Origin of the sequence: Nocardia caishijiensis NBRC 108228, from assembly GCF_001612825.1 — a bacterium.
Lineage (GTDB): Bacteria > Actinomycetota > Actinomycetes > Mycobacteriales > Mycobacteriaceae > Nocardia > Nocardia caishijiensis.
On the sequence record NZ_BDBE01000030.1, the window covers coordinates 328,693 to 347,278 of the forward strand.

The 18,586-nt window shown below is 67.9% G+C and carries 22 protein-coding genes; 13 read left to right on the top strand and 9 right to left on the bottom strand.

Features of this window, described 5'->3' with window-relative positions:
* Positions 1–654, top strand: a complete 654-nt coding sequence (locus tag NC7_RS14750) for a TetR/AcrR family transcriptional regulator (protein ID WP_067983318.1) — start codon at positions 1–3, stop codon at positions 652–654.
* Here NC7_RS14750 and NC7_RS14755 read toward each other — a convergent pair.
* Positions 643–1,308 carry a TetR/AcrR family transcriptional regulator gene (locus NC7_RS14755; protein WP_067983320.1) on the bottom strand — a complete coding sequence of 222 codons (666 nt, stop codon included), beginning with the start codon at positions 1,306–1,308 and terminating at the stop codon, positions 643–645. The genes NC7_RS14750 and NC7_RS14755 overlap by 12 nt on opposite strands.
* Positions 1,309–1,460: 152 nt before the next feature.
* On the opposite strand from NC7_RS14755, the gene NC7_RS14760 reads away from it, so the two are divergent.
* Genes NC7_RS14760 through NC7_RS14775 form a run of 4 tightly spaced genes read left to right on the top strand, consistent with a single transcriptional unit; the run spans position 1,461 to position 5,905 of the window.
* Positions 1,461–2,255, top strand: a complete 795-nt coding sequence (locus NC7_RS14760) for an alpha/beta fold hydrolase (protein ID WP_067983321.1) — start codon at positions 1,461–1,463, stop codon at positions 2,253–2,255.
* Positions 2,252–3,700: a flavin-containing monooxygenase gene (locus tag NC7_RS14765; RefSeq protein WP_067983324.1), complete on the top strand. Its 1,449-nt coding sequence runs from the start codon at positions 2,252–2,254 to the stop codon at positions 3,698–3,700. Before NC7_RS14760 ends, NC7_RS14765 begins: the two co-directional genes overlap by 4 nt.
* Positions 3,697–5,361, top strand: a complete 1,665-nt coding sequence (locus NC7_RS14770) for a GMC oxidoreductase (protein ID WP_067983325.1) — start codon at positions 3,697–3,699, stop codon at positions 5,359–5,361. The genes NC7_RS14765 and NC7_RS14770 overlap by 4 nt, the downstream gene beginning before the upstream one ends.
* A 10-nt stretch (positions 5,362–5,371) precedes the next feature.
* A complete protein-coding gene (locus NC7_RS14775; RefSeq protein WP_067983327.1) occupies positions 5,372–5,905 on the top strand; it encodes a DUF4334 domain-containing protein in 534 nt (177 codons plus the stop codon).
* Positions 5,906–5,907: 2 nt separating this feature from the next.
* Here the strand turns inward: NC7_RS14775 and NC7_RS14780 are convergent, their stop codons facing one another.
* The gene (locus tag NC7_RS14780) at positions 5,908–6,525 is read right to left on the bottom strand and encodes a LysE family translocator (protein ID WP_067983739.1); all 618 of its coding nucleotides are present in this window, start codon (positions 6,523–6,525) and stop codon (positions 5,908–5,910) included.
* Between the two features lie 119 nt (positions 6,526–6,644).
* On the opposite strand from NC7_RS14780, the gene NC7_RS14785 reads away from it, so the two are divergent.
* Positions 6,645–6,992: a DUF6766 family protein gene (locus NC7_RS14785; protein ID WP_067983329.1), complete on the top strand. Its 348-nt coding sequence runs from the start codon at positions 6,645–6,647 to the stop codon at positions 6,990–6,992.
* A gap of 45 nt (positions 6,993–7,037) precedes the next feature.
* On the opposite strand, the gene NC7_RS14790 is transcribed toward NC7_RS14785, so the two are convergent.
* A complete protein-coding gene (locus NC7_RS14790; RefSeq protein WP_067983331.1) occupies positions 7,038–9,188 on the bottom strand; it encodes a catalase in 2,151 nt (716 codons plus the stop codon).
* Positions 9,189–9,342: 154 nt separating this feature from the next.
* Between NC7_RS14790 and NC7_RS14795 the strand changes: the two genes are divergently transcribed.
* Both NC7_RS14795 and NC7_RS14800 read left to right on the top strand, forming a co-directional pair.
* Positions 9,343–9,645 carry a hypothetical protein gene (locus NC7_RS14795; RefSeq protein WP_067983333.1) on the top strand — a complete coding sequence of 101 codons (303 nt, stop codon included), beginning with the start codon at positions 9,343–9,345 and terminating at the stop codon, positions 9,643–9,645.
* 68 nt (positions 9,646–9,713) lie between these two features.
* Complete coding sequence (locus NC7_RS14800; RefSeq protein WP_067983335.1) at positions 9,714–10,553, top strand: glucose 1-dehydrogenase; 840 nt, start codon at positions 9,714–9,716, stop codon at positions 10,551–10,553.
* Positions 10,554–10,573: 20 nt separating this feature from the next.
* On the opposite strand, the gene NC7_RS14805 is transcribed toward NC7_RS14800, so the two are convergent.
* Together NC7_RS14805 and NC7_RS14810 are read right to left on the bottom strand one after the other, a co-directional pair.
* A complete protein-coding gene (locus tag NC7_RS14805; RefSeq protein ID WP_067983337.1) occupies positions 10,574–11,191 on the bottom strand; it encodes a flavodoxin family protein in 618 nt (205 codons plus the stop codon).
* 25 nt (positions 11,192–11,216) lie between these two features.
* Positions 11,217–12,680: an aminotransferase class I/II-fold pyridoxal phosphate-dependent enzyme gene (locus NC7_RS14810; protein WP_067983339.1), complete on the bottom strand. Its 1,464-nt coding sequence runs from the start codon at positions 12,678–12,680 to the stop codon at positions 11,217–11,219.
* Between the two features lie 433 nt (positions 12,681–13,113).
* Between NC7_RS14810 and NC7_RS14815 the strand changes: the two genes are divergently transcribed.
* The 5 genes from NC7_RS14815 to NC7_RS14835 all read left to right on the top strand — a co-directional run bounded on the left by NC7_RS14815 (position 13,114) and on the right by NC7_RS14835 (position 16,294).
* On the top strand, positions 13,114–13,812 hold the full coding sequence (locus NC7_RS14815; RefSeq protein ID WP_067983341.1) for a PAS and ANTAR domain-containing protein: 699 nt from the start codon (positions 13,114–13,116) through the stop codon (positions 13,810–13,812).
* A gap of 53 nt (positions 13,813–13,865) precedes the next feature.
* Complete coding sequence (locus tag NC7_RS14820; protein ID WP_067983343.1) at positions 13,866–14,303, top strand: hypothetical protein; 438 nt, start codon at positions 13,866–13,868, stop codon at positions 14,301–14,303.
* 92 nt (positions 14,304–14,395) lie between these two features.
* The gene (locus NC7_RS14825) at positions 14,396–15,232 is read left to right on the top strand and encodes an RNA polymerase sigma factor SigF (RefSeq protein WP_067983345.1); all 837 of its coding nucleotides are present in this window, start codon (positions 14,396–14,398) and stop codon (positions 15,230–15,232) included.
* Between the two features lie 136 nt (positions 15,233–15,368).
* Positions 15,369–15,785 (top strand): STAS domain-containing protein, encoded by a 417-nt coding sequence (locus NC7_RS14830; RefSeq protein ID WP_067983347.1) that lies wholly within the window; start codon positions 15,369–15,371, stop codon positions 15,783–15,785.
* A 71-nt stretch (positions 15,786–15,856) separates the two neighbouring features.
* Positions 15,857–16,294, top strand: coding sequence for an ATP-binding protein (locus NC7_RS14835; RefSeq protein WP_067983349.1), 438 nt, complete (start codon positions 15,857–15,859; stop codon positions 16,292–16,294).
* Here NC7_RS14835 and NC7_RS14840 read toward each other — a convergent pair.
* Genes NC7_RS14840 through NC7_RS14855 form a run of 4 tightly spaced genes read right to left on the bottom strand, consistent with a single transcriptional unit; the run spans position 16,288 to position 18,401 of the window.
* The gene (locus NC7_RS14840) at positions 16,288–17,271 is read right to left on the bottom strand and encodes an iron-containing redox enzyme family protein (RefSeq protein WP_067983352.1); all 984 of its coding nucleotides are present in this window, start codon (positions 17,269–17,271) and stop codon (positions 16,288–16,290) included. The two genes, NC7_RS14835 and NC7_RS14840, sit on opposite strands and share 7 nt — an antisense overlap.
* On the bottom strand, positions 17,271–17,456 hold the full coding sequence (locus NC7_RS14845; RefSeq protein ID WP_067983354.1) for a CDGSH iron-sulfur domain-containing protein: 186 nt from the start codon (positions 17,454–17,456) through the stop codon (positions 17,271–17,273). Before NC7_RS14845 ends, NC7_RS14840 begins: the two co-directional genes overlap by 1 nt.
* Positions 17,457–17,469: 13 nt before the next feature.
* Entirely contained in the window at positions 17,470–18,144 is a 675-nt protein-coding gene (locus tag NC7_RS14850) for a HemK2/MTQ2 family protein methyltransferase (RefSeq protein ID WP_067983355.1), read from the bottom strand.
* Positions 18,141–18,401, bottom strand: coding sequence for a hypothetical protein (locus tag NC7_RS14855; RefSeq protein ID WP_084458525.1), 261 nt, complete (start codon positions 18,399–18,401; stop codon positions 18,141–18,143). The genes NC7_RS14850 and NC7_RS14855 overlap by 4 nt, the downstream gene beginning before the upstream one ends.
* Positions 18,402–18,586: the final 185 nt, after the last annotated feature.

Sequence of the window (18,586 nt, forward strand, 5' to 3'; positions counted from 1 at the left end):
ATGACGATTCTCCACAGCGAAGACCTCGCGACCGGACCGGCAGCGAGCGTGGACGCCGCCCGCGCCCAACGGCGCCAGGTGGTGCTCGACGCCGCCCGTGACGTGTTCGTCGCCTACGGCTACCACGGCACGAGCATGGAGGACATCAGCAGCCGCGCGGGCATGAGCAAACCGGTGCTCTACACCCACTACGCGAGCAAACTCGACCTCTACCTGGCGGTCCTGCAGCGCTACCTCGACCGCATGGTCGGCGGTGTGCGCAAGGCGCTGGCGGGCACCAAGGGCGAGCAGAAGGTGCGCCGCGCGGTCGGCGCCTACTTCGATTTCGTCGACGAGGACGCCGGTGGGCACACCCTGGTCTTCGAATCACCGGTGCCGAGCGAACCGTGCGTGCAGTGGCGGGTGCGCGATGCCATGAACACCTGCGCGGTCCTGGTCAGTGCCGAGCTGCGGGCCGCGGGCATGGACGACGTGCGCGCCTTCGCCTGCGCGTTCAGCCTCGTCGGCGCCAGTCATTCCACGGCACGGCACTGGCTCGACGCGGGCCGCCCGATCCCCAAGCACGAAGCGGTCGAGATGACCGTGACCCTGTGCTGGCACGGGCTCTCGTCGGTGGGTGTGGTCAACCGCGACACCAAGGGCTCAGCCCGCTGACGCGGTGAGCGGCAACGGGCTGCCGTCGAGCAGCTCGTCACCGGGCAACTGCCCCACCAGCACGGCCAGCGCGCGCTTCCAGCGCCGCACCACCGCCTCGCGTTCGCCGAGCGTGCCGGTGAGCATGGCCGTCATCGACAGGCCGGTGAGCAGGTCGATGGTGAACTCGACCAGCAGTTCCGCGCGCGGGTCGGCGGCATAGGGTTCGCCGAGTACCTGCAGGTAGAGCCTGCGCATCTCGGTGAACACCCGCTGTTCCTCGTGCACGAGCCGGTCACGCAGTTCGGCGTCGGTGCGCGCGGCCACCCACAGATCCAGTGCGGTGAAGAAGGCAGGACTGTTGAGGTCGCGCCAGGCCAGATCGACCACCGACTGCAGCCGGTCGCGGCCCGGCGGCAGCATTTCGGCCTCCCGCCGGAACTTCTCGAGCCGCTGATCGACCACCTGGGTGGTCGCGGCCACGAGTAGTTCGGCACGGGTAGGGAAGTGGTGCTGCACGGTGCCACGCGCCAGCCCGGCGCGTTCCTGTACGGCGCTCACCGTGGTTGCCGCGTAACCACTTTCGAGCAGGCACTCGGCGGTGCAGGCCAGAATGCGGGCACGGGTCGCGGCACGGCGCTGCGCCTGAGTGCGACGGGGACGTTGCTCGGTCACGAAAGAAATCGTACGCCCTGCCGAATAGTTACGCGATTCTGTGAGGCCCGTCTCCGACACACCCGGCGGCAACTGGCTATTGACGTGGAAGTGCGGGACTGGTGAAATCAAGAAACCGTACGGAGTAACTGTTTCCTGCATGAAGGGCTGCGATGACGCAGATCTCCCACCACCGCCGTGGAACCGGCGCGCCGATCGTGCTGGTCCACGGGCTCGGCAGCCGCTGGCAGGTATTCGCCCCGATCATCGACGAGCTCGCCGAAACACACGAGGTGATCGCTGTCGACCTGCCCGGCTTCGGCGACTCACCGCTCGTTCCCGGGGTGCGACCAGGACCGCGCGGATACGCGGCGTGGCTCACGCGGTGGCTGGCCGACAACGCGATACACCGCCCCCACGTGGTCGGCAGTTCGATGGGCGGCGGGATCGCGCTCGAACTGGGGCGCACCGGGGTCGCGTCGGCGGTCACCGCGTTCTCCCCGGTCGGTTTCTACGGACCGGCCGAACTGCGCTGGACCAAGGGTCTGCTCACCGGCATGCGCGGTGCCGCCCGGGGATTCGGCGCGGCCCTGGGCCGCACGGTGGATCACCGGGCGGGGCGGATACTGCTGCTCTCGGCCATGTTCGGCCGCCCCGCACTCGTCTCCCCGCCCGCCGCGCGACTCGACCTGGCCGGGCTGGCCGGGGCCAGCGCGTTCACCGCCGCCCGTGACGACTTCGACAACTACGTCCTGACACCAGCGCACGACCTCGGCGCGCTCACCGAGATCCCGGTGACGATCGCCTGGGGCACCCGCGATGTCGTCCTCGTGCACCGCACCCAGAGTGCGCGTGCCCGCACCGCACTGCCCTTCGCCCGGCACCACGACCTACCCGGCTGCGGCCATCTGCCGTTCAGCGACGCGCCGCACCAGTGCGCGCGTCTGATCCTCGAGAGGAACGCATGACACCGTCCATCGCGGTCATCGGCAGCGGTTTCGGCGGCCTGGCCGCCGTCATCGAACTGAAGAAACGGGGCTTCGACGACATCGTCGTCTTCGAGAAGGCCGACGAGGTCGGCGGAGTATGGCGCGACAACACCTATCCCGGCGCCGCCTGCGACGTGCCGTCACCATTCTACTCGTACTCCTTCGCGCCCAATCCGCGCTGGCCGCACCGGTTCTCGCGGCAACCGGCGATCCTGGACTACATCCGCGGCATCGTCGACACCTTCGATGTGCGCCGCCACCTGCGCCTGGGCACCGAGGTGTTCGGCGCAACCTACGACGACGCGAGCGGCAAGTGGACCGTCGCCCTGGCCGGTGGTGAGACCGTGGTCGTCGACGTTCTCGTCTCCGCGGTCGGGCAGCTCTCGCGCCCGGCGCTGCCCAACATCGCGGGACGCGAGACGTTCACCGGCGACAGTTTCCACTCCGCGCAGTGGAATCACGACGTGGACCTGACCGGGAAACGGGTCGCGGTGATCGGCACCGGTGCCAGTGCCATCCAGTTCGTGCCCGAGATCCAGCCGCGCGTAGGCGCCCTGACGGTGTTCCAGCGCACCGCGCCCTACATCATTCCGCGACCGGATCGCGAATTCGGGCGCCTGCACCACCGGCTGTTCGAGAAGGTGCCCGCCACCGAACTGGCCGAACGTGGCACCTGGTATGGCGTCGTCGAAGGGCTCAGCCTGGCCTGGGTCTACGCCAAGCCCCTGGCCCGTGCCATCCGGGCCTGGTCGAGATGGCACATGCGCCGCCAGACCAAGGCGGTGCCGGGACTGTTCGAGAAGGTGTGGCCCGACTACGACGTCGGGTGCAAACGAATCCTGTTCTCCGACAACTACCTCCCCGCGCTCGCCCAGCCGAACGTGCAGGTGTGCACCGACACGATCAGCGAGATCACGCCCACCGGGGTCCGCACCGAGGACGGGCGCGAGCACGAGGTGGACGTCATCATCTGGGGGACCGGGTTCAAGACCACCGAATTCCTGGCACCGATGACGATCACCGGTGCCGGTGGCCGGGCACTGAGCCAGGAGTGGCGGGCAGGCGCGCGCGCCTACTTCGGCGTCACCGTGCCCCGGTTCCCGAATCTGTTCCTCATGTACGGGCCCAACACCAACACCGGTGGCGGCTCGATCATCTACTTCCTCGAGGCACAGGCGAAATACCTCGGGCGCTACGTCGCCCATCTCGCCGCGACCGGTCGGCCCCTGGCCGTGCGCCCCGAAGTGGAGAAGGCCTACGACGCCCGCATCCAGGAACTCCTGGCGGACAGTGTGTGGAGCCGGTGCTCGTCCTGGTACCGCCAGGCCGACGGCCGCATCACCACCAACTGGCCCCTGCTGGGAATTCAATACCGCAAACAGGCGCGGTTCGACCCCGCCGACTACGAGGTGATGGTTCCATGACCAGCTACGACTACGACGTGATCGTCGTCGGTTCCGGATTCGGCGGCAGCGTGAGCGCCCTGCGACTGACCGAGAAAGGCTACCGGGTCGGTGTGCTCGAATCCGGTCGGCGCTGGAACGCCGAGGACTACCCGAAGACGAACTGGAACGTGCCCAAGGCGATCTGGGCGCCCCGCCTCGGGCTGACCGGTCCGCAGCGGATCAGTGCGCTCGGCAAGTGCCTGGTGTTCAGCGGGTCCGGGGTCGGCGGTGGGTCGCTCATCTACGGCAACACCCTCTACGAGCCGCTGCCCGAGTTCTACCGCGACCGCGCGTGGGCCCACATCACCGACTGGAAATCCGAACTCGCCCCGTACTACGACCAGGCCAAACGTATGCTCGGCGTGGTCGAGAACCCGAAGCTGGGACCCAAGGACGACGTGCTGCTGCAGGTCGCCACCGATCTCGGGGTGGCCGACACCTTCCACCGCACCCACGTCGGCGTGTTCTTCAACGAGGGCGCCGAAGGGGTGGAGGTCGAGGACCCGTACTTCGGTGGCGCCGGACCGCGCCGCGCGGGCTGCGTCCACTGCTCGGAATGCTTCACCGGCTGCAAACACAACGCCAAGAACACCACCACCCTGAACTACCTGCACCTGGCCGAAAGTCTCGGCGCACAGGTGCATCCACTGACAACGGTCACCTCGGTGGCGCCCGACGGCACCGGCGGCTACCGGGTGGAGACCGTGCGGTCCAACGGTCTGCTGCGCAAGGACCGGCGCACCTTCACCGCCGAACAGGTGGTGTTCGCGGCCGCCGCGCTCGGCACCCAGAAGCTGCTGCACAACCTGCGCGGCAACGGTGCCCTGCCCGAACTGTCGTCGCGGCTCGGGGAACTGACACGCAGCAATTCCGAGGCGATCATCGGCGTCACCAGCAAGACGCGGCGCGACTTCGCCCAGGGTGTGGCCATCACCTCCTCGATCCACCCGGAACCACAGACCCACGTGGAGGTCTGCACCTACGGCAAGGGGCAGAACGCGCTGTTCGTGCAGACGGTGCCGATGGTCGACGGTGGGGCGTTCCGATTCCTGCGGTTGCTGCTGACCATGCTGCTGCACCCGGTGCAGTTCCTGCGGTCGCAGAACGCGCGCGGCGCCTCGGAGCGGTCGGTGATCCTGCTGGTGATGCAATCGCTGGACAACTCGCTCACCTCGTATCTGAAGGGACGCAGGCTCGTCACCAAACAGGGCGCCGGAGAACCCAATCCGGAGTGGATTCCGCTCGCCCACGACATCGCCCGCCGTTACGCCGGTAAATCCGACGCCATCACCGGCAATATCGCCACCGACATCTTCAACATCCCCGCCACCGCCCACTACATCGGCGGCTGCACCATCGGCGACTCCCGCGACACCGGTGTCATCGACCCGTATCAGCGTGTCTACGGTCATCCGGGACTGCACGTCGCCGACGGCAGCGCCATCACCGCCAACCTCGGCGTGAACCCGTCGCTGACCATCACCGCCCAGGCCGAACGCGCCATGGCGTTCTGGCCCAACAAAGGCGAGCCCGACCCGCGTCCCGAGCTCGGCGCCGCCTACGAGCGCATCCGTCCCGTCGCGCCCCGTCGACCCGCCGTGCCCGAGCACGCCCCCGGCGCCCTTCGCCTGCCCGTCTGAGAGGAAACCCATGTCCGCCGCCGACCGTCTGGCCGCCCTCGAACCGGCCTGCCACCGAGACGACGCGCTCGCCCTGTTCGACAGCCTGCCGCCCGTCGCGCCCACCGACCTCACCGGCCGCTGGCACGGTCGCGAGCTGGCCACCGGCCACGGGCTCGACGGCCTGCTCGCGGCCTCGGGCTGGTACGGCAAACAATTCGACGGCCCCGACGACGTGCACCCGCTGCTGTTCGCGACCCCCAAGGGCGACATCTTCCCGGTGGATCCGAAACGCATCCCGCTGTCGCTGGCCGACAGAGTCCCCACCTCGCTCATCGCGCAGACCCGTAAACGCCTCGACCTGCTCGCACCCACCCTGCGCACCACCCACCACCGTGCCCGGCTCCGCGAGATCAACCACCGGGGCACCGTCACCACCGCGATGATCTACGACCATCTCGCGATCATCGACACGTTCCGCCGGGTCAGCCCGACCACGGTCCTGGGCATCATGGACTACCGCCGCCTGCCCGACCCCTACTTCTTCATCCTCACCCGCGACTGAGCTCAGCCGGTGCAGGCGACGCCGGTCCCCACCCCGACGACCATCGCCCCACCCACACCGCCCACCGCCTCGAGCCGACGCGGCGACCGCGCGAACCACCCCCGCGCGGTCGCCGCGACCACGGCCCACACACTGTCGCACAGCAGTTGGACGACGAGGAAGATCACGCCGAGGACCAGCATCTGCACCGGCAGCGGCCCCGCGTCGACGGCGGTGAACTGCGGCAGAACCGCACCGAAGAACACCGCGGTCTTCGGGTTCGTCGCGCCGACGACGAACCCCTGCCGCACAGACCGGCCCCCGGCACCGGTGTTCGCGGTGAGCGAGAGCTTCTTGCGGTCCCGAATCGCGGTGACACCCAGATAGATCAGATACAGCGCGCCGACGACCTTGACCGCCGTGAACAGCAGCGCCGAGGTCATCAGCACGGTGCCGAGGCCAAGTGCCACCACGGTCAGCGGGACGATCGAACCAACGACCGAACCGAGGACCGACAGCAATGCCTGCCTGCGTCCCAGCGTCAGCGCCCGCCCGATCGCGAACAACACATTCGGTCCGGGGATCACGATGATGAGCAAGGCCGCGCCCACGAAAGCGATCAGATGGGGGATCGGCACCATCATCCGAACCTAACAGCCCGCCCGTTCGCGGCGGTGCCGATCGGCTATCGGACGCCGTACCAGCGGCCCGCGGTCCGGTCGGAGTGTGTCGCCACCGGTTTGCCGGGTATCTGCGGGCTATGGCACATTTTCGTCGCTGGGGAGCTGTCTACCTGCTGATGTTGCTGTTCATCGGCTCGTGGGGCGCGCAGTTCGTGTTCCAGCTCATCGAATACCGCAATACTCAGCAACAGCAGGGACAACCATTCCAGTGGTCGGGTTATTGGCCGGAGTTCCTGTCCAGCACCTTCGAGAACTGGCAGAGCGAATGGTTCCAGCTGGTCTTCCAAGCGGTGCTGCTGCTCGGGGCCAAACATTGGATATTCCGGGTCGACGCCGAGAACGCCGAGCGCATCGAATCCAAGACCGACGACCTGCGCGCCTACCTGGTTCCGCCCGAGCGGCAGAGCCCGGTGCCGGGGGACTGACACCGCCGCGCCCGGCCCGCATCGACGGACCGGGCACGACACGGCTCAGCCGCGCGGTTCGATCCGGTCCCAGGCGCGATGCTCGCCCAAGTCGGTCACCACCTGGGTGGTCGCCTGCGGCGCCTCGGCCACCGTCACCCCCGGTGCGTCGGCGTCGACACCGTTGCGCTGCAGCAGACTCGCCGCCGCACCGACCGCCGCGATCGCCTTCCCGTGCCGCCATATCTCGTTGACCAGCACATCCACGCGCGGATCGGTCGGCGCGCCGAGCGCGACCAACCCGTCGAACTCGATCGAGCGCATGGTGGCGAACGTGCGATCCACCTTCCGGCCCTCGACCTCCCCGCCGTGCGCGGCGACGAGCAACGGCCGCACCTTGGCCTGCTCGAGATCGGCACACACCTGCTGCACCGCACCACCGGCACTGGTCTCGTCAACCAGGACCGCCACGACCCGCCCGTCGACCGGGAACGCGCCCCGCTTCTGCGACAACGCCGGACTCGTCGACAGCTCGACAGCGGTCGCGGTGGGCGCGGGCACATCGACACCGAGCTGGTTCGCCACATAACCGGCCAGCTGCTCGTCGACATTCACCAGCATCTGCACCGCACGCCCCCGAATCGTCACCGAGGTGCATTTGCCCAATTCGAACGAGAACGCGTCGGCCAAGCGCCGCTGCTCACCGTGGGTGAGGCTGCGGTAGAACATGCGCGGCTGGGAGAAATGATCGGCGAACGACACCTGCGCCTTGTCGGTGTTCGCCGAGGTGCGCAGCTTGGCCTGCGGCGGCGGAATCGGGGCAGGCGACTCGACGTACGCCTCACCGGCGAAACTCGCCGCGTACGGGCAGCCACCGTCGAGCGAATTCGGTTTGTACGGTGCCACCCCGGTGTGCACCGCGCTCTGATGCATGCCGTCGCGGAACATGTCGTTGACATCCGTGTGGGGCGTATTGATCGGCAGCTGCGCGAAATTAGGTCCGCCCAGGCGGCTGAGCTGGGTGTCGAGGTATGAGAACAACCGGCCCTGCAACAGCGGGTCGTCGGTGATCTCGATACCGGGCACCAGATGACTCGGGCAGAACGCCACCTGTTCGGTCTCGGCGAAGAAATTCACCGGATTCGCGGTGAGCCGCAACGTGCCGATCACCTGCACCGGCACCAATTCCTCCGGTACGAGCTTCGTCGGATCGAGCAGATCGATGTCGTCGAACACCTGCTCCGGGGTATCGGGAAAGACCTGAACACCCAGATCCCATTCCGGGAAATATCCGGCCTCGATCGCGTCCGCCAGATCTCGGCGATGGAAATCGGGATCGAATCCGGCGGTGAGCTGCGTTTCCTCCCACAGCATCGAATGCACACCAAGGCGCGGCTTCCAATGGAATTTCACCAGGCTCGTCGCGCCGTCGGCGGCGACCAACCGGAATGTGTGGACACCGAAGCCCTCCATCATCCGCAACGATCGCGGCAGCCCACGGTCGGACATGTTCCAGAAGGTGTGCGCGGTGGCCTCGGTGTGCAGGGAGACGAAATCCCAGAACGTGTCGTGCGCCGACTGCGCCTGCGGGATCTCCCGGTCCGGATGCGGTTTGGCCGCGTGCACCACATCGGGAAACTTGATCGCCTCCTGGATGAAGAACACCGGAATGTTGTTACCGACGAGGTCGTACACACCTTCCTCGGTGTAGAACTTCGTCGCGAAACCGCGCGTATCGCGCACGGTGTCCGCCGAACCACGCGAACCGAGCACCGTGGAGAACCGTACGAACACCGGTGTACGCGCGTCGGCGGCGAGGAATTTGGCGCGCGTCAGTGAGGCGGCGGCACCGTTGGACACGAAAACACCGTGCGCGCCGACACCACGCGCGTGCACGGCCCGCTCCGGAATTCGTTCGTGATCGAAATGGGTGATCTTCTCGCGCAGGTGGAAGTCCTGCAACAGCACCGGTCCGCGCGGCCCTGCCTTGAGCTGATGGTCGGTATCGGCCTGGCGCAGGCCCTGTGGGGTGGTGAGCGCATCACCCTGCTGGGCTCGGACGTTCGCCTCACCCGGAATGGGTGCGCCGGTGGGACCACGCAGCTCAGGACCCTGCTGATCCGGTTTCGGGCCGGGCGGCTCGCACTGGCTGCCGTCCTCGTCCGGCGGAACCGGTGGGCGCGTGAACTCCGGGGGAATGTGCTGCTGCTCGGTCATATATGCGCAACCCTTCTGTCCTGGATCGACGTGCTCGCATTCGGGAAAACACCGTGGTGCGGTTACCGCCTCGCGGAGTCGGCAAACGACGATTGGGCTGTCGGATCAGGGGTACGCGCAGACCAGCGGATCCCCTCGAAAGGACGGCCCGGCCATGAACGATGCCGCTCTCCCTCATCATCACAAATTTCCCGACACCGAGCGCACTACCCGTTCGCATGTCGGTGAATCCATCGAAGACGCGTGGAACTGGCCCGGCCTGATCTTGATCGGTGTCGGTGTCGTGTTGCTGGCGCTCACCCTCACCGCCGCCGGATACGGATTCGAAGGGTGGGCGGTGATCGCCGCGATCCTGTGCGTGCTCTGCCTACTCGGCGGCGTCGCGATCGTGCTCGCCGAACACCGCCGGATCAAAGCCCGTGAAGGGCTGCGATTACGCGACCCGTGCGGGCACTGACCTGTTTGCCCGTGTCGCGGTGAGGTAGTCCGATCGAAGACCCGTTCCCGGCGAGGAGGACTTCGATCATGGGATTTCCCGAACAGCAGCAGCAGGTTCCCGGCATCCAATCGAAAATGGACCCCGTGCCCGACTGCGGCGAGAACAGCTACCGGGGATCGGGCAAACTGACGGGCAAAGCCGCTGTCGTCACCGGTGCCGACAGCGGAATCGGACGCGCGGTCGCCATCGCGTACGCCCGTGAAGGCGCCGATGTGCTCATTTCCTACCTCGACGAACACGACGACGCGAAAGAAGTGGCCGACCTGGTGACCGCGGCGGGGCAGCGGGCGGTACTGGTGTCCGGTGACCTCTCCGACCCCGCCCACTGCCGAGCGGTGATCGACAAAGCCGTCGAGGAATTCGGCACCGTCGACGTTCTGGTCAGCAATGCCGCGTTCCAGATGTCGCACGACGACATCACCGAGATCAGCGACGAGGAATTCGCCTACACCTTCGCCCTCAATGTCGGCGCCTATTTCCACCTCGTGAAGGCGGCGCTGCCGCATATGCGGCCCGGTTCGTCGATCATCGGCAGTTCCTCGGTGAACTCCGACATGCCCTCGCCGACCCTGGCGCCGTATGCGGCGACCAAGGCCGCGATCGCGAATTTCTCGGCCAGCCTGGCGCAGATGCTGGGGGAGAAGGGCATCCGGGTCAACAGTGTGGCGCCGGGCCCGATCTGGACACCGCTGATCCCGTCGACCTTCCCGACGGAGAAGGTGAGCAAGTTCGGCGACGACACCCCGCTCGGCCGGGCCGGGCAGCCCGCCGAACTCGCCCCGGCCTATGTGCTGCTCGCCGCCGACGACGGCAGCTACATCTCCGGTGCCCGCATCGCCGTCACCGGCGGTCGCCCGATTCTCTGACCCCACCCCGGCCTACCGGGTCACTGGTAGGCCGGGTACTGGTTCGTTCGCAACAGCCGGGCCAGATGCGCGGCATTGCGTGCCATCGCGGCCGTGGTCTTGCGCACCGCCTCGGGAGTGTCGGGCAGATCCTTGAAATCGGTGCCGCCCATCGCCTCCCCGTTCCAGTAGGTGCAGCCCTGAGCCGGGATGGTGAACCCGATGTCGTCGAGCGCCTGGAAGGTGTCGGCCACGATCTTGTGCGCGCCGTCCTCGTTGCCGACCACCGCCGCGATCCCGACCTTGCCGAGCATGACGGGCCTGCCCGCGTCGTCGGTCTCGGACAGTTCGGCATCCAGCCGTTCCAGCGTGCGCTGAGCCACCGAGGACAGATGACCCAACCAGGTCGGCGTCGCGAGCACGACGATGTCGGCCTCGATGATCCGCCGACGGATCTGCGGCCACTCGTCACCCTCACCCTCGTCGGCACTCACCCCCGGCCGCACCTCGAAATCGGCGATGCGCACCGTCGACCCGGACACATCGTTGGCGGCCAGTTCGGCCAGCACCTGATCGGCCATGAGCTGACTGCTGGATTCGGCGGGCGAGGGCTTCAACGTGCAGACCAGCGCCACTGCGCGCAACTGTTCGGCGGCCACGACAACACTTCCTCTCGGTAGTCGATCAGGACTGGCGGACGACCCGGATGTGGTGCAACCGCGGATCGCTGGCATCGGGCACGTTCATCCCCGCCTCGACACCGGTACGCAGGTATTCCACGACCGTGTCACCGATCCGCTCGCCGGGCACGATCGCGGGAATACCGGGCGGGTAGGGCGTGAGCTGTTCGGCGGCGATCCGGCCAGGTGCCTGTTCGATGGGCACCATCTCGGTGGGGGCGAAGAACGCATCGCGAGGCAGCATCACGGTGTCGAGCTGCAGGTCCTGCGGGGACGGCAGGGTGATGTGGTGCGGTGCCGGGTCGAGACCGGCCCGCCGCCACAGCGCGAGCGCGTCGATGAGGGCCTCCGTGGAGGCGTCGTCGTCGGCCGTCGACATCGTCGCCAGGATCCGCCGGTGATCGCTGAGGCCCACATCGAGATGGTGGTGCTCGCGCAACCAGTCCGCCACCTCGTACCCGGTGGCGCCGGTCGCGGACACATCGACGAGCACCTGCATCAGGTCCAGGTCGTGGGAGGCCTCCACTCCGAGCAGTTCGTCGTGCATCACCGTCAGACCGTTGATCCGGTCGATCTCGGCGCGGGTGCGTTTGGCCAGTCCGAGTGTTCGCCCGAGCAGGTCGTGGCCGAATTCGACCATCTGGCGTCGCCACCCGTCGAGCGCGGCGTAGATCAGGACGTTCGGGCTGGTGGTCATCAGCAGATCCGCGCACCGGCGCAACCGACCCGGATCCACGAGATCGCCTTGGTGATGGAACACCGAACCCTGTTCGAAACCCATGCCCATCTTGTGCACGCTCACCACGCACACATCGGCCCCCACATCCATTGCCCACGTGGGCAATTCGGGGTGGAACGGCAGGTGCGCACCCCACGCCTCGTCGACGATGACGGGTTTGCCACGCGCATGACACACCTCGGTGATGCCGCGCAGATCCGCGCAGGTGCCGTACGGGCTCGGGCACACGATCACCGCGCCCGCCGCGTCCGGGTGCTCCTGCCACGCCTGCTCCACCTGCTCCGGCGAGGGCGGGTGGGAGAAGTGGCGATCGGGGTCCCAGCGCGGGCTGATCCAGTGCGGTTGCACCCCGGAGAAGATCAGCCCCGCGACGATCGACTTGTGGCTGTCGCGCGCCACCAGCAGGCCGCCGTCGTCACCACCGGCCACCGCCAGCATCGCCGCCTTGACCGACAGCGAGCTGCCGCAGGTGGAGAAGAACGCGGTGTCGGCGCCGACGGCGTCGGCCATCAGGTCCTCGGCTTCGGTCAGGTAGCCGTTGCGGGCGAGCCGGTCGTCGAGCCCACCGTTGGCCAGCAGGTCGGCGGCGAAGGCATCGGCACCGAGCGCGGCGAGAACCCGGTCGTCCACACCGCGACCCTGCCGGTGCCCGGGCGGGGTGAACCCGTACCGATGTTTGTTGCGGTAATCGGCGACCGCGGCGACGAGCGGGGCTGTGCTGTGGTCCATGCCCGGGTAATAGCCGATCGGTTGCGGCCGAAACGACGGTGTGTAGCTGCTCGCGGTCGGGGTACCTGCCCGACGAACGACGTACTCCGACCCGTGAGGAGGCTGCGATGACCACCCCGATGGCGACCAGCCCACCGATTCCCGAACCGCGAGACCCGATTCCGCCCACCCCGGACCCCGCGCCCCCGCCGGACCCGGGACGTCCACCACCGCCGCCGGAGCCGGGTCATCCACTGCCGGGCGACCCGCCGCCCGGACCCGGACCGGGACAACCGCCACCCCCGGATGTCCCCGACCCGTTCCCCCCGATCCCCACTCCGGGCGAGCCACTGCCCGAGCCGGGTGCGAGGGCGTGTTGAGCGCCGCGCGGGGGGTGGGGACCGGATCGGGCGCCGCGTGTGTGCGGGCGCGTCGGTCACGAGATACTTCTGGAATGAAGCACAGTGAGGGTCTTCCGACGAGTGGCGCGCGGTCGTTGCGGCGCGTGCTCGGCGAAGGCAGGGCGCAGGACGCGGGCGGATTCAAGTTCTGGTTCGCCGATCAGCGCTGGGAATGGTCCGACGAGGTCGCCCGCATCCACGGTTACGAGCCGGGCACCGTGTCCCCGACCACCGCACTGCTGTTGTCGCACAAGCATCCCGACGACCGCGACCACGTCGCCACCATGATCGAGAAGTCGGTCACCGAGGGCGAACCGTTCTGCAGCACCCACCGCATTCTCGACACCGGGGGTGCGGTCCACGACGTGATCGTCGTAGCCGACCAGATGCTCGACGACACCGGTGTCCTGGTCGGTACCACCGGCTACTACATCGATGTCACCGACACCCTCGAGCGGCGTCGCAAGCAAACCCTCGACGATGAACTCCCGAGCCTCTACGCTGCCCGCGCCGTGATCGAACAGGCCAAGGGCGCGGTGATGCTCGTCTACGGAGTCAACGCCGAGCAGGCATTCGACGTGCTCACCTGGCGCTCACAGGAAACCAACACCAAGCTGCGCGTACTGGCGCAGCGCCTGATCACCGAACTCGGTTCGCTCACCGATGTGTCCGGTGTGCTGCGCACCCGCTTCGATCATCTGCTGCTGACCGTGCACGAGCGCGCCGGGCAGCACGATCAGGGCGCGGACTGAGAAACGTCACGGTCGGGTAACCTGCGACCACGACAGCAACACAGGGAGGCGGCATGCGAGCGGAGGATCGCGAGACCGCGCCCCGGTCGACAACGGTCGGGTTTCAAGTCCCGGCGGAGCTCGAGCAGCTCACCATGGTTCACGCGCTGGCCGAAACAGTCCTGCTGGTAGGAGGTTTCGCGCTCGACGAGGTCACCGACCTACTGCTGGCGCTCGACGAGGTGGTGACCGCGCTCGTTCTCGCCGCGGCACCGGAAGCACTGATCGATTGCGCGTTCACCGGCGGCGGCGGGGCACTCGGCGCGCGAATCTCGACCGTGGCGCGCACCGAGGAAGCCATCGACGAGGACGCCTTCGGCTGGCACGTCGTCGCCACCCTCACCGACGCGCTGCGCACCGAATACGGCCCGTTCGACCCGGCCCGTGACGGCTATCCGACCACCGTCGAATTCGGTTGGATCCGCCGCTCGCACGGGCCGGTCGGGGGGTGATGCGGGCACCGGGATCGAAAGCGTAGGCTTATTTCGCACACAGATCGGGTAGTCCTGAAGCATCCGACCCCACGGAATCGGAGGCACATGTGATGACGACTGCTGAAGCGACAAAAGCCAACGACTCGACCGTCCGGCGCTCCCACTCGAAGGGCGACAGCTACGACAACATCGAGCCATGGTTCGAGAAGCTGCAAGCGCTTTCCCCGAACGACCCCCAGCGTGAACCCCTCCGCGAGGAGGTGATCAGGCTGTGCCTTCCGCTGGCAGACCACATCGCCCGCAAGTTCGCCGGGCGCGGAGAACTCTTCGACGATCTCGAACAGACCGCTCGCGTCGGGTTGGTGCTCGCCGTCGACCGGTACGACGTGAGCCGAGGCTCCTCGTTCCTGTCCTTCGCGATCCCAACCATCATGGGCGAAGTGCGCAGGCACTTCCGCGATCACACCTGGGCGGTGCGCGTGCCGCGCAGGCTCAAGGAGATCCAGCTGCGGATCGGCCCGGCCACCGAGGAACTGTCGCAGCGGCTCGGCCGCGTACCCAATGCCCGCGAGCTCGCCGACGAACTCGAGGTCGACCTGGTCGAGGTCACTCGCGCGTTGGTCGCGGGCAACGGCTACCAGACCAACTCCATCGACGGGGTCACCCAGGACGACCGGGACAACTCCTCGCAGCCGATCACCGAGACCCTCGGCGCCGAGGAACACTGCTACGAGCTCACCGAGGACGCGATGGCGGTGCGCCCGCTGATCGCGGCCCTGCCCGAGGAAGAACGCGATGTGCTGATCATGCGCTTCTTCGAGGGCAAGACCCAGAACCAGATCGCCGAGCACCTCGGTGTCTCCCAGATGCAGGTCTCGCGCATCCTCTCGCGCACCTTGAGCTCGCTGCGTGAGCAGGCGCTCACCGAGGAGACCCCCGTGCAGTGACAGCGGCGGCCGAGCATGCCAGAATTGTCCTAGGTTGAGACTTCCAGCCGACCCCGGTCTTCGTGCATTCCGCACCCGGAACGTCGGTTGCGTGATGGCGTGAAGTCCGGAATCCCCCTGTCGCCCAGGAGGTTCTATGTCTGTCGTCACGGATCCGCGACGCTCGAGCAGGTTGCGTTGGTACCGCGGCTCCGCGGCGCACGACGAAGCCCTGCTCCGCGTCGATCCCGGCAGACAGGGCTGCTGGGTGCTGCGTGCGGGATGTGAACTGGACGCGGCTCGGCAGCCGCAATTCTGCGCCCTGCTCGACCGTGCGATGCGGTCGGGCGCTCGAGTGGTGGTGCTCGACCTGCGCGGCACCGACTTCCTCAGCATCCGCTTGGCCGCCCTGCTCGGACCGGCCAAAGCCACGGCCTGGCAACACGGGGTGGAGTTACGCCTGCTCATCGGCAGCCTGGAGGTGGAACGCGCACTCGAATTGGCCGGAGTGCGCCCGCTGTTTCGCCACTACAGCTGTGTCGAGGACGCCTGCGACCACCCCGTCGATGTTTGACCGGCCGACCGGCGGGTAGGCGCAGAGGGATCGACCCACCCGGAACACGGCATCGGTGAGGAGGCTCCGTCGTGGCTTCGAGCGAGCGGATCGTCGCGGATTCGACCCACGCGACCTCGACCCACCTGCGGATCGACGCCGATCTCGGGCAGTTGGTCATGGTGCGGGCGGTCGCCGAGACCGCGGCCCAGCTGGCCGGTTTCACGCCCGACGAGATCGCCGACATCCGGGTCGCGGTGGACGAGGCGGCGACCAGCCTGATCCTCGCCGCCGTGCCGGACACCCGCCTGCACTGCGACGTCAACGCCGACGGTTTTCGTCTGCGCATCGCCGTGCAGGCCCTGTGTGTGGAGCCCGACGCCGTCGACGAGAACGCTTTCGGCTGGAACGTGCTGCACAGCATCACCGACCACCTGAGCACCGGCTCGGAACTCGATCGCGGTGAGCTCGACGGGTTCCCGGTGACGATCACCTTCACCAGGGTCCGCCGAGTGCCCGCCGTTCACTGAGCGCGCAGTGAGGTGCGCCCGGCGCGCCAACAGTCGAGCACGTGCTCGGCGAAGCGGTCCTCGAGCAGGTCGGTGGCCTGGATCCCGAACACGATGTTCGCCGCCGACGCGGGTTCGGTGCGCAGCAATTCGGCGATGACGTCGCGGCGCATCACCTGCTCGTGCACGGCGTCGGCTTCGACATGCTCGGTGTAGAAGCCGACGCAGGCGGGGTGGGGGAGCAGGGCGCGCGCCAGATCCGCCAGGCGCGCCGAGGCGGGCGAGGACGTGATCTCGTTGGCCGCGAAATGACCAACCGACGCCGCACGCAGACCCCGGTGCAGACCGAACAGCGACATCATGTTCACCAGCACCAGCATGGGAGCTGGCACCTCGTCGAGGTAATGCAGGTAGCCGGGTTCCAGTCCGGCGCCCGCCAGCAGATCCGCGTAGAGGCGCGCGTGCACGCGGTCGCCGTGCCCGCCGCCGTATTCGTCGAATTCGACGGCGACGAGCGCGGCTTTGGCCTGCCCGCGCAGACGCGGGATCACCCACGCGTACGGGTCCGCCTCGATGTGGTGATAGATCGAGCGGTGCACGAAGTACTCGCGCAGCTGATCCGCGGTGCCCTGCTCGGCGAGGTGGGCGGCGATACCGCCGGGAGCCGACGGCTCGAGCAGTCGGTCGAGTTCGGCGTCCACGTCGTCACCGCCGGGTACATCGGCGCGCAGGGCGGCGAGGAACCGCTGTTCGAGGCCTCGCCGCAGACCGAGCAGCCCCGGGTCCCACTCCCAGTCCTCGTCGACGCACGCGAAACCCTGATAGTGCAGCTCATAGCAGGTGTGCAAGGCCAGCGCGGCGTCCTCACCGTAGGGGTCGGTGCCCGGGTCCGGCGGGAGGGCCGAACCCGGTGCACGCGACAGGGCTTCGACAAGGGCGGCCGACAGTTCACCCCTGGGCGCGGGGAGGGTACGGCCGAGGGTGACAGTGCTGGTCATCAGGTGCCGCTTTCGTGGTTGCGTCGGCGTCGCCGCCGGTGGCTGGTATCGCACAGCGGGTAGGTGGCCGAGCGTTTGCACAGGCACAGCGCGACCTGGAAACGGTCGCAGTGCAGCACCGTGCCCTCGCGGGTCACCAGGTCGACGGGTCCGTCGATCAGCGCGGGGCCGTCGTCGGTGAGCACGACCCGCCTGCGTTCAGGCGGGCTCCCCGATGGCCGGGCAGCAGTTTCGTTCGACACGGATCACCACCAATTTCTCATTATGCTGGTCCTTCGCGATCAGCCCGCGCGCGGCCAACCGTCGTGCCCGCGACCGCAATACGGGACCGAACGGCACCGTGTCCACCGCCACCACCTGGGCCTCGGCACCGCCCGACCGCAGCTGGTCCAGGCTGCGGTCGGGATCGCTGATCGCCGAGTGCACGATCAGGCCGACACCGTTGTCGGTGAGCAGGTCGGGCAGCGTCGCGCACAACCGGTCCAGCACGCTGCGCCCGGTCGGACCCGCGTCCCAGGCCAGCGCCCGGCCGCGACCCACCGCGCGCTCGGCGGGCACATACGGCGGATTGGCGAGCACTACGTCGAAACGGGGCAGCCGGGCCGCTGCCGAGAAGTCACCGTGCAGCAACTGCACGGCCACGCCACGCAACCGGCAGTTGAGCCACGTCGAGGCCAGCGCGCGTCGCGACAGGTCGACGGCCGTTACACTGGCGGCTCCGGCCTTCGCCGCCGCCACCGTGACCGCCCCGGTCCCCGCACACAGCTCGAGGACCCGACCGCCGCGCAGGCGGGGCACCGCCCGCAGTGCCTCGGCAAGCATCCAGGTATCGGCCTGGGGTCGGTACACACCCGGCGCCCGCAGAATCATCATCGCTGGGCCTTCACCCTGCGGTGCTCGGCCACTACCAGAGCGGTCCCCGTGAGCAGGCACACCGCGCAGGCCAGACCACCGATGACGGCCCACCCGCCGAAACCGTATCCGGCGGCGGTGAGGGTGATGCCGAGCAGCGCCAACCCGAGCCCGATCAAGATCAGGCCCGGCCAGTTCCTCGTGTCCTCGATCGACTCGCCCGCGTGCGGCCGCATGGTGCGTGATTCATCCGGGAACTCGTGGTCTGGCTGGTTCATCGAGCGCATCCTTTCGCAGGGACAACACAGTCCTGAGGGCCGAATGCCCCGCCGGTGAGAAACCAATCAGCAACTGATGAGGGCCTGCTCACACGGGCGACGGTCACTGTCGATCATGAAGCGCGCGACGCCGTCGCACCGCGATTCCGGCGAACTCGACCGCCTGCGGTGTGAAGATCACCGCG